The 14,646-nt window shown below is 41.7% G+C and carries 15 protein-coding genes and 1 pseudogene; 4 read left to right on the forward strand and 12 right to left on the reverse strand.

Features of this window, described 5'->3' with window-relative positions:
- Positions 1 to 12: 12 nt before the first annotated feature.
- From rlmM to hemA, 12 genes and pseudogenes are all read right to left on the reverse strand, one after another.
- On the reverse strand, positions 13 to 1,098 hold the full coding sequence (gene rlmM, locus AN390_RS04655) for a 23S rRNA (cytidine(2498)-2'-O)-methyltransferase RlmM (RefSeq protein ID WP_004588846.1): 1,086 nt from the start codon (positions 1,096 to 1,098) through the stop codon (positions 13 to 15).
- Positions 1,099 to 1,115: 17 nt separating this feature from the next.
- The gene (locus AN390_RS04660; protein ID WP_024034182.1) at positions 1,116 to 1,484 is read right to left on the reverse strand and encodes a DUF423 domain-containing protein; all 369 of its coding nucleotides are present in this window, start codon (positions 1,482 to 1,484) and stop codon (positions 1,116 to 1,118) included.
- On the reverse strand, positions 1,481 to 2,116 hold the full coding sequence (locus AN390_RS04665; RefSeq protein WP_024034183.1) for an alpha/beta family hydrolase: 636 nt from the start codon (positions 2,114 to 2,116) through the stop codon (positions 1,481 to 1,483). The genes AN390_RS04660 and AN390_RS04665 overlap by 4 nt, the downstream gene beginning before the upstream one ends.
- Before the next feature lie 2 nt (positions 2,117 to 2,118).
- The gene (locus tag AN390_RS04670; protein ID WP_004588843.1) at positions 2,119 to 3,015 is read right to left on the reverse strand and encodes a transcriptional regulator GcvA; all 897 of its coding nucleotides are present in this window, start codon (positions 3,013 to 3,015) and stop codon (positions 2,119 to 2,121) included.
- A 127-nt stretch (positions 3,016 to 3,142) separates the two neighbouring features.
- Entirely contained in the window at positions 3,143 to 3,997 is an 855-nt protein-coding gene (gene kdsA / locus AN390_RS04675) for a 3-deoxy-8-phosphooctulonate synthase (protein WP_024034184.1), read from the reverse strand.
- 9 nt (positions 3,998 to 4,006) lie between these two features.
- Positions 4,007 to 5,260, reverse strand: a complete 1,254-nt coding sequence (locus AN390_RS04680) for a DUF819 domain-containing protein (RefSeq protein WP_004588841.1) — start codon at positions 5,258 to 5,260, stop codon at positions 4,007 to 4,009.
- Between the two features lie 14 nt (positions 5,261 to 5,274).
- On the reverse strand, positions 5,275 to 6,102 hold the full coding sequence (locus AN390_RS04685; protein WP_004588840.1) for a tetratricopeptide repeat protein: 828 nt from the start codon (positions 6,100 to 6,102) through the stop codon (positions 5,275 to 5,277).
- Between the two features lie 328 nt (positions 6,103 to 6,430).
- The gene (locus tag AN390_RS04690) at positions 6,431 to 6,805 is read right to left on the reverse strand and encodes a SirB2 family protein (protein WP_055253085.1); all 375 of its coding nucleotides are present in this window, start codon (positions 6,803 to 6,805) and stop codon (positions 6,431 to 6,433) included.
- Between the two features lie 314 nt (positions 6,806 to 7,119).
- Positions 7,120 to 8,061 (reverse strand): annotated as a pseudogene (locus AN390_RS04695) (DUF3369 domain-containing protein); the annotation flags it as partial.
- A gap of 57 nt (positions 8,062 to 8,118) precedes the next feature.
- Positions 8,119 to 8,958, reverse strand: coding sequence for a peptide chain release factor N(5)-glutamine methyltransferase (gene prmC, locus AN390_RS04700; RefSeq protein ID WP_055253086.1), 840 nt, complete (start codon positions 8,956 to 8,958; stop codon positions 8,119 to 8,121).
- Between the two features lie 2 nt (positions 8,959 to 8,960).
- Complete coding sequence (gene prfA, locus AN390_RS04705; RefSeq protein ID WP_004588836.1) at positions 8,961 to 10,046, reverse strand: peptide chain release factor 1; 1,086 nt, start codon at positions 10,044 to 10,046, stop codon at positions 8,961 to 8,963.
- A 7-nt stretch (positions 10,047 to 10,053) separates the two neighbouring features.
- On the reverse strand, positions 10,054 to 11,310 hold the full coding sequence (hemA, locus tag AN390_RS04710) for a glutamyl-tRNA reductase (protein ID WP_004588835.1): 1,257 nt from the start codon (positions 11,308 to 11,310) through the stop codon (positions 10,054 to 10,056).
- Between the two features lie 83 nt (positions 11,311 to 11,393).
- On the opposite strand from hemA, the gene lolB reads away from it, so the two are divergent.
- The 4 genes from lolB to AN390_RS04730 all read left to right on the forward strand — a co-directional run bounded on the left by lolB (position 11,394) and on the right by AN390_RS04730 (position 14,645).
- The gene (gene lolB, locus AN390_RS04715) at positions 11,394 to 11,981 is read left to right on the forward strand and encodes a lipoprotein insertase outer membrane protein LolB (protein ID WP_004588834.1); all 588 of its coding nucleotides are present in this window, start codon (positions 11,394 to 11,396) and stop codon (positions 11,979 to 11,981) included.
- Between the two features lie 2 nt (positions 11,982 to 11,983).
- Complete coding sequence (ispE, locus tag AN390_RS04720; protein ID WP_055253087.1) at positions 11,984 to 12,841, forward strand: 4-(cytidine 5'-diphospho)-2-C-methyl-D-erythritol kinase; 858 nt, start codon at positions 11,984 to 11,986, stop codon at positions 12,839 to 12,841.
- Between the two features lie 90 nt (positions 12,842 to 12,931).
- Positions 12,932 to 13,879, forward strand: a complete 948-nt coding sequence (locus tag AN390_RS04725; RefSeq protein ID WP_004588832.1) for a ribose-phosphate pyrophosphokinase — start codon at positions 12,932 to 12,934, stop codon at positions 13,877 to 13,879.
- 151 nt (positions 13,880 to 14,030) lie between these two features.
- Positions 14,031 to 14,645 (forward strand): 50S ribosomal protein L25/general stress protein Ctc, encoded by a 615-nt coding sequence (locus AN390_RS04730; protein ID WP_004588831.1) that lies wholly within the window; start codon positions 14,031 to 14,033, stop codon positions 14,643 to 14,645.
- The last annotated feature ends 1 nt before the right edge of the window (position 14,646 follow it).

The raw sequence follows: 14,646 nt of genomic DNA on the forward strand, positions 1-14,646 counted from the left end.
TGCCTCTATGATTTAGCTATACAAATTTTGGGGCACCTTAACAACGTTTAAATGAACGGTGATTTCCTCACGATCATGATACAAATGCTTAGCTTGCAACTCATAGGTTATACCGTACTTAGTAAGCTCTTCTTTGATCATCGTTAGGCATTCATAAACACTATCAAAGCGTTTTTTCATAGGCAGCTTTAAATTAAATATCAGCTCTTTGGCGTATGCGTTTACTGCCCAGTCAATCATTAGATTAGTCACTTTGGTTGGTTTTTCCACCATATCGCACACTAACCAGTTAATATTTCTTTTTTCTGGGCGGTATTTAAAACCATCGGCTCTAAAGTGTTTAACTTGGCCTGTTTCCATCAAACTATCGTTCATTGGGCCATTATCTATTGCGCTAACAAACATGCCTCTGCGTACTAATTGATAGGTCCAACCGCCTGGGCAAGCGCCTAAATCAACCCCTCGCATGCCTGGTTGTACTCGCGCTTCTCGCTCTTTTTCAGGGATAAAAACATTAAAGGCTTCGTCAAGTTTTAACGTTGAGCGGCTCGGTCCGTCACTGGGCATACGTAAACGTAAAATGCCCATAAAAAACGGCGAATTATTATAACTATACGAATACCCTACATATGCGGCATTGTTTGCTAAAAATAGTACATGCATTACCGGGCGGTTTGCCTTTGGCTCACGTAATACCGTGTTTTGTTTTTCGAGTGCTTTTTTTAACGGCGTTGATATTTTTTTACAAAAGGTAAGCAGCTCTTTGCCTTCGTTAGTATCGGGGGTTTCTACGCGCAATTCACTACACAAAGGAAAATCCTTTGCGGCTTCTTTTAATGCAGTGACCCTATCTTCTACCGGCATATTTTCGATTAACGTGCCAGCAAACCACTGGCGCGCAAATACCATATTTTTAAAGTCGACCTTTTTGATTATTTCGTCGCTGTGTTGCGCTTCAAAACATTCATAAATCACGTAGCCGGTATTTGGTTTGGCTTTTACATAGCCGGCAAAACCTTGCTCGGCAGCATGAAACGTTATTTCAGCAGCCGCATCGTTTTCAAAACCACTACGACAATAAATCACAACACTAGACATATTAACCCTTAAACTCTTTAAAACTTAAATCGTGCAACTTGCACTAAAATAACAACCCAACCAATTATAAAACATAACCCACCTAATGGGGTTATTGGGCCTAACCACTTCATGCCGCTTAGGGCTAGTAAATATAAACTGCCACTAAAAAGCAGTGTACCGGCAATAAAAAAACCTCCCGCCACGGTTAAATTAATACCCCACTTAATAAGAATCGCCACGGCTATAAGCGCTAAACCATGCACCATTTGATACTCAGCTGCGGTTTTAAATACCCCGAGAGAATACTCCGTTAAACGGCTTTTTAAGCCATGCGCGGCAAATGCCCCTAACATAACCGACAGCATGCAAAAAAAGCTGCCCGTGAGTAAAAATAATTTAATCATAATTGCTCCACTCTATTGGCTATAAATTTACTTGCTTCAAGCGCTGCAGTTTCACGGTTTTGCAGCTCGCTCACACCACTTTTTTTGCGTGGTTTGAGTGAATGGTCGCCATCGCTAAGCCATACATAGCTTGGCTGCTTTGGCATAGAAAGCGTTTTAAGCTCTTCACGGGTGCCAAAGGTATCTCGCTCGCCTTGTAAGACTAAAAACGGGCAAGGTATGTCTGCAAAATGATCGGTGCGCAGCTTATCGAGCTTACCGGGCGGATGAAACGGATAGCCAAACGCTAATACACCTACAATCGGTTGTGTAGAGCTACAAGCAAGCATAGACGCCATACGCCCGCCCATCGACTTGCCGCCAATAAATAACGGTAAATTAGGCTGCGCATTTGTTAGTACTTGCTCGTAATAAGCTAACAGTTTAGGGGCTCGCTCTGGGGGTCTACGTTTTTGTGTTTGTTTAGCAATTTGCATGTATTCAAAATCAAATAAACCTACATCAATACCCTGCGCACTGATGAGTTTAGCCATATGCTGCATAAAATCAGAATCTGATCCAGCTCCGGCACCATGCGCAAATATAAACTGTGCAATAGCAGGCTGCGTTGCGCTTTTAAACCATTCAATCATTATTAATACTCTTGTTCTTGTTCAACTAAGCTCAGCATCCAATCTTTAAACGAGACTATTTTACCCAGCTCTGTTTGCGACTCTCTAATCACTAAGTAATACGCGTTTTTACTCTCTAAGCTGTGGCTAAATGGGATCACTAAACGGCCCGCGTCAATATCGGGTTTGGCAAGCACACTATTGCCTATTGCTACACCTTGACCGTGCACCGCGGCTTGGAGCACCATCGATGAGTGGCTAAATATAGGACCTTGATTCACTTGTACATTACGTACACCTGCCGTTTTCATCCAGGTTTTCCAGTTACGGCGCGTGGTATCGTGCAACAAAGTGTGCTGAGCTAAGTCACTCGGTTGATTAAGCGGTTTATGCCCGCTTAATAACAGTGGGCTACATAAAGGCACTAAATACTCGGTGTGCAATTTGTAAGTTTGAACCCCACTCCAGTGCCCTCGGCCGTAGTAAATGGCAATATCTACATCATCGGTTAACGAGTTTTCGTCTTGGTCTTGCGCTTTTATACGCACATCTATTTCGGGGTGGAGTTCGTTAAATAAACTTAATCGAGGTACCAACCACTGAATTGCAAAACTCGGGGTTAAACTTACGGTAAGCGAGCCTTTTGCACCGCGAGCAAGTAGCTTTTCGGTGGCATCTATCAGCTGGGTAAAAATTTCTTTAATATCTAAAAAGTAGCCTTGGCCTTCTTCGGTTAATAATAACGAGCGATTTTTACGTAAAAACAATTTCAAGCCTAAATGCTCTTCAAGTGTTTTAATTTGATGGCTCACTGCCGCTTGCGTTACATACAGCTCTTCTGCTGCTTTAGTAAAGCTTAAATGGCGTGCCGCGGCTTCAAAAGCTTTAAGTGCGTTTAATGGGGGGACTCGTCTTGACATAGTAACCAAGCTTAGAATTAGTTTTTTTTATGCGTAAGATTATATACAGCATCGTTGTGTGTGTATATTAATGGAAGAAAAAAGCGACCTAAGTCGCTTTTTAACTATTACCTAAATAGGTGTTAAATTATAAATCGCTTGCGCTTGTATCAAGTGGTGCAAAGCTTTTAATTAAGTCATCTACCGCTTTCATTTGCGATAAGTACCCTTCAAGCTTGCTAAGTGCTAATGCACATGGGCCATCACACTTTGCTTCATTAGGGTTAGGGTGCGCTTCAATAAATAGGCCCGCAATGCCCAGTGCCATGCCGCTGCGAGCAAGCTCGGCAGCTTGTGCACGGCGTCCATCAGCAGAGTCAGCACGCCCGCCTGGGCGCTGTAGTGCATGGGTGGCATCAAAAATAACCGGTGCCATGGCTTTCATGTCATCCATACCTAGCATATCAACAACTAAGTTGTTGTAGCCAAAGCTTGAGCCGCGCTCACACAGTGCAACATTATCATTACCTGCTTCATTAAATTTAGTAATGATATGACGCATTTCGTGTGGGGCTAAAAACTGTGGTTTTTTCACATTAATAATGGCACCCGTTTTAGCCATAGCTACCACTAAATCGGTTTGGCGTGCTAAAAATGCAGGTAACTGAATTACATCAACCACTTCAGCAACAGGCGCTGCTTGGTGTGGTTCGTGCACATCGGTTATAAGCGGAATGTTAAAGGTATTTTTAATCTCTTCAAATATTTTTAAGCCTTCTTCCATACCAGGGCCGCGGTATGAATTTATTGATGAGCGATTCGCTTTATCAAACGAGGCTTTAAATACATAAGGAATATTTAATTTAGAGGTTACTTCTACATAGTGCTCTGCAATGCGCATTGCTAAATCGCGCGACTCTAAAACATTCATACCACCAAATAATACAAATGGTTTGTCGTTTGCCAGCTCAATGTTATTAATATCAATTACTTGGTTGTTCATTTAAATTCCTTACGGTGCAACTGCTTGCATCATTAATCCACAAATGTAGGCCATATATGTACCTACACCATACCCTAGTACAGCTAATAAAACGCCCACTGGCGCAAGCGAAGGGTGAAACGCAGAAGCCACCACAGGCGCCGACGCAGCGCCGCCAACGTTAGCTTGCGAGCCCACCGCCATATAAAATAACGGGGCTTTTATTACTTTGGCTACAATCAGCATTAAACTTGCGTGCGTTAGCATCCAAATAGCCCCAATTAAAAATAACCCAGGGTTACTAAATATAGCGGTAACGTTCATATGCAAGCCAATTGATGCCACTAAAATATATAAAAAGCTTGAAGCAACTTTTGATGCGCCAAACGCTTCTATTTGCCTTACTTTAGTAAATGATAAACTAATACCAATCGTGGTTGAAATAACAATTAGCCAAAAGAATTTACTGTTTAAACTGTACTCTTTAGCCCACGCATAATTGTTTGCAAAAAACGGCCCTAAAAAGTCGGCACAAAAATGAGCAAGCCCCGTTATACCAAATGCTATGGCAATAATGGTCATGTAGTCATTGAGTGTCGGCATGCGGGCATGCTCTGCATGGTATTGCTCAACACGGTTTTTTAAATCTTCTATAGCGGTTGTATCAGCCCCTGTTGCGGCATCAATTTTTTTATGGTTTGCAGCCATGAGTAATAAAACAGCCATCCAAATATTCGCCACAATCACATCAACGGTCACCATAACCGAGAATATATCGCCGCCCACTTCAAACATTTCTTTCATTGAGGCTTGGTTTGCACCGCCGCCAATCCAGCTGCCGGCAACCGTTGTCATACCACGCCAAACAGCATCTGGGCCGTGGCCGCCTACTAAATCAGGGCTAAATACGCTAACCACTAAAATAGATAAAGGTCCACCAATCACAATACCCAGCGTACCCACTAAAAACATAATTAGCGCTTTGGGACCTAAATTAATAATCGCTTTTAAATCAATACTAATAGTAAGTAAGATTAAACATGCTGGCAGCAAATAGCGCGAAGCAACATAGTAAACATTTGAACTATGTCCATCTACAATGCCAAACGTATTGAGTAAAGATGGTAAAAAGTAACACAGCAATAATGCTGGTACATATTTATAAAATGCTTTTAGTTTGGGGTTTTCGCTGCTAGAGGTTTTAAAAATGAACCCTAAAATTACAGCAAGCAAACCCAGTACAACAGCATCATTAGTAATTAATGCAGTGTGAGTATCAGCCATATTTGTTCCTATTCTTAATGGTGTGTTTTATTATTATCTTCAAGTTCTTCTAGTTGATGCTGAATAATTTCGATTGCCGGATCGTCCGGGCACTCATCAATAAAAAACTGTAAATCATCGCGTGCCATTTTAGGACAATCTAACTGATTGAGTAAGTAACCTCTGTCGCGTCTCTCGTACGGGTCATCGCCTAATAGCTCCATTAGCAACTCAACACATACCAGCGCGTGGCCAAATTTATTTTCGCTAATAAACGACCATTTTTGCTGCGCTAAAAACAATTTATAAACTTCATCGTTATAAATAAGTTCAAGTGGCTCTTGCTCTTGGCCATTTTCTTCATCCGCATTTTCAGGAATGATGTACCAGCTTTGTTGCCCACTGCTAGGCTCAATAATGTAGCCTTCTTCATCACTTATTGCGACATGCACGCTAATATCGCCCTGATTAATACACACACTGGCATCTAATTGCGCTTGCTCAAGCAAATGACTCAATAAAATACCTAATGTGGTTATAGAGCCGCTGCGCATAGTGAGTGTATAGCTTAAGCTATTTATTTTATGCTCTGGCACCTTTAGCCCAGAGGCGCTAAATAGCCATTTGCTATAAAAAATATCAAGAAGGGCTTCTAATCTATCGTGTGGGTCTTTTTGCTTTGCGCACATAGCAGTGATCTGCTGCTCAAAGTCAGTTAATACAGAAAAAGTTGGCGCTAAATCTATTTGAGGGTCCCATTTCGACTCTGCATTAATACACCGATAAAGTGGCGGTGGAGTAAATTCATCATATGCATCATCTAAATAAGATTCGTCGTGTTCGTCATACCCGAGGGTGGTCATCAATACTACAACATTTATTAAAAAACGAAGGCGTAGTTTACCTAATTTTACGGATAGTTACCAATACAGCGAAGCTCCCACCCATAATTATACCCCAGAGGTGTGCTTTATTGTAAAAGGAGTAGGCCAGCATGGCTGAAAAATGGTGAAGGCTATGAGACGTGCAGAGGTGTATTAACTTTTACTCAAGTTCCTTGGGGGTTTAAGTTTCTGACGTATTAGTTCCTTGCGTTTAAGCTCCTTACGTATAAGTCCCTTGCCTTTAAGTATCGTGCGTGTTTAAAAAGTATATACACGCACCGACACTTAACTTGCAACAGAGTAGGTATTATAAAAGTAGCGGCGATTTTGCCGTTGCCAAATACCCTATCGCTAAAATCACAAGCGTGTTAACTACCACATACATAATTTTTGGCAGCGTATTAGTTTGTTTAGCACTAATAATACCTATCGCAATATAAATCACTACAAGCACTATTTTTTCTAATAACCATAGTTGCTCAAAGGGGTTTATTTTTGCCATGAACACCAATGTTATTGCAGAAATAAGTAATAAAGTGTCAATGCTGTGACTGCCAATAAAAACCAGCTTATTTTTGGCAAGCTTGCCACTGCCCATACGCGAAAAAGAGCGGATGTAAAATAAGATAACGCTTAGCATAGCAATTGCCATGTGTGAGTGTTTTACTGCTAAATAATCCATAAGCCTCAGTACTTTTTGTTTTGTTAAATTTAGTTAAGTGCGTTTAATACCAATCCGCTTAATTAAGTGATCTATTTTGAGGATGGAAAAACGTGTTGATAGCTAGGCAAAAAATTTGCTATTTAGTTGTTCTAAATGAGAATTTTTTAACGCTGATAGCAACACGTTTAGCCCCCTCAAAATGATTAAGTATGATTGCTACTTGGTATAATACCAAGCCCTACGCACTGCTTTGGCTATTATGCCTCACAAACTAAAAAGCACATAGTCGCAAGGCTATGTGCTTTTTAAATTTATAGTAACGATTAACGTTGTTGTCGTTGCACGTTCTCAAATGCTAGTTGTACATTTTGCGAAAAAATCTCAATTAAATTACGTTGCGTATCGGTTATATTTTTAGGGATCCCCGATATAAATAACATCGAATTGTGATTGTACTCGCTACTACAATAAGCAAATAAGTAGTTATCTTTATAAATTATGCTTTTATCTTTAAGTGCTTGATGACACGCTTCTAGTTGCTCGTTTTGCAGCACCGCATCTAATTCTTTACCCTCGCTTTGCTCAAACTCACCGGTACCAGAGCGCACAATTAGCTTATCGTTACTATTTTCTTGCGTATTTTGCGCCACTAACGTAGTGGCATACACCGCTTGATCGGCAATGCCTAATAACGAGGTAAGTTGCTGCATCACCCCTTCAATAAACTGCTCTATTGAACGTGTGGCAAATATATCGCGCGAGGCAACAATAATTTTTTCAAGCCCTTCGCGAGATTGCTCTATAGAAATAATATCGCGATACGAGCGTAAGCTCGACATAATCACAGTAAACAGCTTTTGCGCTGTCAGCTCTGTTTTCGATTTATAGTCGTTAATATCGTAATTAATAATAACTTGGCGTTCAGGCGCCTGCCCAGGCTGACCGGTTCTTAAAATAATGCGAATATGATTATTATTAGCTTCTTCGCGAATAAATTTAGCAACCTGTAACCCGGCGTCATCTGTTTCCATTACCACATCTAGCAGTACAATAGCGGCATCTGGGTGCGCATTTATTAATTCTTTTGCTTCAGCGCCCGAGTATGCGCTTAAAAATTCTAAACGTTTGTTCTGAAATTCAAAATCACTCAACGCAAGCTTTGTAACAGCATGAACTTCAGGTTCGTCATCAACGATTAATACTTTCCAAGTGCCAAGCTCTACTTCACTTTCTAACTCATCTGGCTCATCTGAAAATAAAAAATCACCCATCATATTAAAGGTTCCTTAATGCATTTATAGAACACACAATCATGGCTGTTTATTATCAAATTAAGGCCACTGTGCGAGCGTTACACGATCGTTATTTCCCAAGTCTTTTACTGTTTTAATATTTATATACGCCATTTGCTTAAACAAATGCCGAACAGCTTCACCCTGTTCAAAACCATGTTCTATTAAAAGATAGCCACTAGGGAGCAAATAGTCACGTGATTGTGTAATTATTTGTTTTATATCAGCCATTCCTGCATCATCAGCCACTAACGCAGAAAGAGGCTCAAAGCGCACATCCCCTTCTTTTAAATGTTTATCGTCGTGTTCAATGTACGGTGGGTTGGTCACAATTAAATTAAACTGCTCATTTTTCAGCGCGCTAAACCAGTTACTTTGCTTAACTTGCACATTATTAATGGCTAAACGCTGCTGATTCCGAGTCGCTAAGGCCACCGCATCTGCTACTTTATCGACTGCTGTAATTTGCCATGTTGGCATTTCACTGCCAAGTGCAAGTGCAATAGCGCCGGTGCCAGTGCCTAAATCAAGCACTTTTGCTTGCTCAGGCACGGTAAGTGCTAAAGCTTGCTCAACGAGTGTTTCGGTATCAGGCCTAGGAATAAGCGTCGTGGCATTCACCTCGAGCGCTAAGCTCCAAAATTCGCGCTGGCCAATAATATGCGCTACGGGTTCACCATTTAAACGCCGTTCACAAAATTCATCATATTGGCGCTGTTCGTCGCTGCTAAGTAGGTTATCTGGCCAGGTAAATAAGTAACTGCGGGGTTTTTGAAGAATATGTAACAGCAGTACTTGTGCGTCTAATTTAGCGCTGTCGCTAGTTGGTGCAAGTTTAGTTGCACCAACCGCTATTGCCTGCTCAAGCGTGTGGCTCACAATTACTCATCGCCCATGGCGGCAAGTAAATCAGCCTGATGCTCTTGCATTAATGGATCGATAATTGCGCCTAAATCACCAGTTACCACTTCGTTTAAGCGATAAAGCGTTAAATTAATACGGTGATCGGTAATACGCCCTTGCGGGTAGTTGTAAGTACGAATACGCTCAGAGCGATCGCCGCTGCCCACTAAGTTACGACGCTCAGAGGCCTCAGCCGCATGACGTTTTTCATCTTCGGCTTGCTGTAAACGCGCGGCAAGTACCGACATCGCTTTAGCACGGTTTTTATGTTGCGAACGCTCATCCTGACACTCAACCACAACACCCGTTGGAATATGAGTAATACGAATTGCAGAGTCGGTTTTATTTACGTGCTGACCACCGGCGCCCGAGGCTCTAAAGGTATCTACTTTTATATCGGCGGTGTTTATTTCAATGGCTTCAGCTTCTGGAATTTCGGCCATTACTGCGACCGTACACGCAGAGGTATGTACACGCCCTTGCGATTCAGTCTCTGGTACACGTTGTACACGGTGAGCGCCCGATTCAAACTTAAGCTTACCGTACACACCTTCACCGCTAATGTTTGCGATAACTTCTTTGTAGCCGCCGTGTTCACCTTCGTTGGTGCTCACTACTTCAACTTTCCATTTTTGTGTTTCGGCGTAACGGCTGTACATTCTAAATAAATCGCCTGCAAAAATAGCCGCTTCGTCACCACCGGTACCCGCACGTACTTCTAAAAATACATTGTTGTTATCTTTAGGATCTTTAGGAAGCATAAGCACTTGCAGCTCATCTTCTAATGATAAAATTTGCGCTTTAGCTTCTTTGTATTCTTCTTGCGCCATTTCACGCATATCTGGGTCTGAATCTTTTAACATTTCTTCAGCAGTCGCTACATCGTCTTGCGCTTGTTGGTATGCTAAAAATGTTTTTACAATTTCTTCAAGCTCAGAGTATTCTTTTGAAAGAGCACGAAAGCGGTTTTGATCACTAATGACCGACGGATCGCTCAGTAGCGCTTGTACTTCTTCGTAGCGCTCTACTAAGGTTTCTAATTTACGATATACAGACTCTTTCATTTAACTGTTATTCCTGATCAATACCTAACATTTTTTTCAACTGAGTTAGTTGTGCCACTTCACCTTTTTTAGCCGCATCTTGAATTGCACGGGTAGGCGCGTGCATTAAGCGGTTGGTTAATTTATTGGCCAACTCTAATATAATTTTTTCTGCGTCTTTACCTGTATTTAGCTGACTAACCGCCCGCTCAACAAGTTCTGACTTAATGGTTTGTACGTCGTTTCGGTAGTGGCGAATTAAATCAACCGAATCGAGAGAGCGAACCCACATTTCAAATTCTTTTACGCGCTCGCTTATTATTAATTGTGCTTGTTCTGCCGCCTGTTCACGCGCGGCCATATTCTCGCTTACAATGGCTTGTAAGTCATCAACGGAATATAAATAGGCTGCGTCAAGCTCGCCTACTTGGCTTTCTATATCGCGCGGTACGGCAATATCAATAAACAGCATAGGTTTATGGCGGCGCTGTTTTAATGCTTGCTCCACCACCCCTTTACCTATTATTGGTAACGTACTGGCGGTTGAGCTAATAACAATATCGGCTTTGTGTAAACGCTCAGGTAGTTGTGCCAGCGCTATCACATCGGCCGACACTTCCTGCGCTAAACCGCGTGCACGCTCAATGGTTCTGTTGGCAACCGTAATTTGTTGCGGCTCATTTTGATATAAATGTTTAGCTACAAGCTCTATTGTTTCGCCGGCACCAATTAATAACACATTGGTTTTATCAAGCTTGCCATAAATATGTTTTGCTAAATTAACCGCAGCAAACGCCACCGACACAGCACTGGCACCAATATCGGTGTCGGTACGGACCTGCTTGGCTACCGAAAAGGTTTTTTGAAACAACCTGTCAAACTTAACGCCTACAGCATCGTGTGTTTTGGCGCTATGATAAGCTTGCTTAATTTGCCCTAAAATTTGCGGCTCGCCCAATACCAATGAATCTAAGCCGCACGCAACACGCATTAAATGATTAATGGCTGCATCACCTTGGTGGCAATATATATTTTTGCTCAGTTCGTGTTCATCCAAACCATGGAAACTGGCAAGCCAGGCTAGCAGTGCTTGGGAATTTGACTGCTCAAGGCTACAATAGATTTCGGTACGGTTACAGGTAGATACAATAACGGCTTCGTTAAAGTCGGCATGACCGCTTAATTGCTGGAGCGCCTCAGACATTTGCTCAGGCGAAAAAGCCACTTTTTCACGTAATTCTACGGATGCGGTTTTGTGATTTATACCAAGTGCTATGATGGTCATATTTGCCAAATATTGCTGCGCCCTACTTTAAAGGCGGCAATTTTACCAAAAATCAGCGGAATATGGAAAGTAAGGAACAACATTTGATTAGACATTATTTAATTTTATTCACTCTTTTTTTGTTTTTAGCGGGCTGCGCCCACCAAATTGATACAAAAACAACGCTTTACGATGATTGGAAACCACGCTTAGCAGCGCAAAAAACCTGGCAAGCACAAGGTAAATTAGCGTTTATAAGCCCTGATGAGCGCCAATCTGCAAACTTAAATTGGCAACAAGACGAAAAACAAAACAACTTAGTGCTCACTACGTTTATTGGTACTCGTATATTGTCGCTTAAACAAACCCGCACAGGTGCGGTACTTGATTACGACGATAAAACATACACAGATACTAACGCCGCGTTATTATTAAAACGCTTAACCGGTTTTGACCTGCCAGTTGATAACGCCGATAACTGGTTAAAAGGCACATTAACGTCGCAAACATTAAAAGTAGACGAACTTGGCCGTGCACAACAAGTTATTTGGTACGATAACAGCAATAAAAAGTGGCAAATAACGTATTCAAACTATAAACAACAAGGTGGCTTTTGGGTTCCTGGCAATGTCACGCTAAAACATCAGCAAATTAAAATCAAAATTCAACTCTACAATTGGCAATTTAATTAAGTATGAATACTAAAACAGCTTTTTCGGTCATTGCACCGGCAAAACTTAACTTATTTTTACACATCAATGCGCGCCGTGATGACGGTTATCACGAACTAGAAACCTTATTTACCTTTTTAAATTTTGGCGACACACTCGACTTTTCAGTTAACGAAGCGCCCACTATTTTAATAACGGGTGATACGAAAGGCATAGCAGATTGCGATAATCTCATCTATAAAGCCGCGTTATTGCTTAAAAATCACTGTGGCATTTCATCAGGTGTAAAAATAAATCTCACTAAACGTTTACCTATGGGTGGCGGCGTGGGAGGCGGTTCATCTGATGCAGCCACCACGTTACTTGCACTTAATAAAATGTGGAATACACAACTAAATATTGATGAATTAGCAAACTTAGGCTTGCAATTAGGCGCCGACGTGCCGGTATTTATTCGTGGTAAAAGCGCCATAGCACACGGTATTGGCGAACAATTGGTTAACGTAGAGCTTGAACAAAAATGGTATTGCGTTGTGCACCCTAATCAGCATGTCAGTACCGCTAAAATATTCACTCACCCAGATTTAAAACGCGATACACCAAAAATTTCAGGTGATTGGCGAACCCATAAATTAACCAACGATTGTGAGCCTTTAGTTAAAAAGCTCTGCCCCGAGGTTGAAAAAACCCTGCAGTGGTTGCTAAAATACGCCCCGTCGAAGATGACCGGAACAGGTTCATGTTGTTTTGTCGAATTTGCTAGCCAAGTTCAAGCACAAGATGTACTTGATAACCTCCCCCATACTTGGCAGGGTTTTGTTGCTTCTAGCGCAAATGTCTCACCTGCTCATACGGAGCTTGCCGCCATATTCGATCAATGAAGTAACGTACAAGTAATCATAAGTTAACGCGTAGTGGGTTTTACCTATTTACCCGTTAGTCCAAAAATTCAGTGCCTGAGGAACCCTACCGTGCCTGACATGAAGCTCTTCGCTGGTAACGCAACACCTGAGTTAGCTCAAAAAGTTGCAAAACGTTTGTATATTGAATTAGGCGATGCTGTTGTTGGCCGTTTTAGCGACGGTGAGATCAGTGTTCAAATAAATGAAAATGTTCGTGGCTCGGATGTTTTTATCTTGCAATCAACCTGTGCCCCTACTAACGATAACCTAATGGAACTTATCGTTATGGTTGATGCTCTACGTCGTGCATCAGCAGGTCGTATTACTGCCGTCATTCCTTATTTTGGTTATGCACGTCAAGACCGTCGAGTACGTTCTGCGCGCGTTCCAATTACCGCTAAAGTTGTTGCCGATTTCTTATCAAGTGTAGGTGTTGACCGCGTTCTTACGGTTGATTTACACGCTGAGCAAATACAAGGTTTCTTTGACGTACCAGTAGATAACGTATTTGGTAGCCCTGTATTACTTGAAGATATGGAAGAGCGTGAGTTTGAAGACGTTGTTGTAGTATCACCAGATATTGGTGGTGTAGTACGTGCCCGTGCTATTGCAAAACTACTTCACGACACAGACCTTGCTATTATTGATAAACGTCGCCCTCAAGCTAACGTTTCTCAAGTAATGCATATTATTGGTGATGTTGAAGGCCGCGACTGTATTATCGTAGATGATATGATTGATACCGGTGGTACTTTATGTAAAGCCGCAGAAGCACTTAAAGAACACGGTGCTAAACGCGTATTTGCCTATGCAACGCACCCTATTTTATCTGGCAAAGCTGCAGAGAACATTCGTAACTCAGTAATTGATGAAGTAATTGTAACTGACTCAATTCCGTTATCTGATGAATTAAAAGCGCTTGATAAAGTAAAAGTACTAACTCTTGCTGACATGTTAGCCGAAACAATTCGTCGCATCAGCAATGAAGAATCTATTTCAGCGATGTTTGAACACTAAAATCACACATTCGTTGGAACATATAAGCGCCTTTTGGCGCTTTTTTTGTATGTGTTGTTTATTTTATCGGGGGGCGGTGTTATGATAGCGCGCCTTTTGGGTAGGGACCTTGGTCGCAAAGGCCCTAACACTTTTAATTATTGGAGACATTATGTCTAACGAAACTTATACTTACAACGCTGAACTTCGCGTAGAAACTGGTACTGGTGCGAGCCGCCGCCTACGTCGCGAAGACAAAGTACCTGCTATCCTTTACGGTGCAGATAAAGAAGCGGTATCGCTTACTCTTGCTCATAAAGACATGATCAAAGCACAAGAAAGCGAAGGTTTTTACACGCACATTCTTACGCTAAATGTTGGCGGCGAGTCTGTTGAAGCTATCTTAAAAGATATTCAACGTCACCCATTCAAGCCAAAAATCACTCACCTTGATTTCCAACGTGTAGATGCAACTCACAAATTAGTAACTAAAGTTCCTCTTCACTTCATCGGTGAAGAAGCAGTTACTAAAGCTGGCGCAACTGTTGTTCACCAGTTAACTGAAGTTGAGATTTCTTGTCTTCCTAAAGCACTTCCAGAATTCGTTGAAGTTAACGTTTCTAATTTAGTAGTTGGTGATTCAGTTCACATTTCTGACCTTGAACTTCCTTCAGGTGTTCAGTCTGTTGAACTAGGTAAAGGCGAAGGCCACGACCTGTCAGTAGTTACAATCAAAGCTAACAAAGCAGCTCCTACTGAAGAAGAAGCTTCAGACGCTGCTGAATAAT

This window comes from Pseudoalteromonas sp. P1-11 (assembly GCF_001399995.1).
GTDB classification, from domain to species: Bacteria; Pseudomonadota; Gammaproteobacteria; order Enterobacterales; family Alteromonadaceae; genus Pseudoalteromonas; species Pseudoalteromonas atlantica.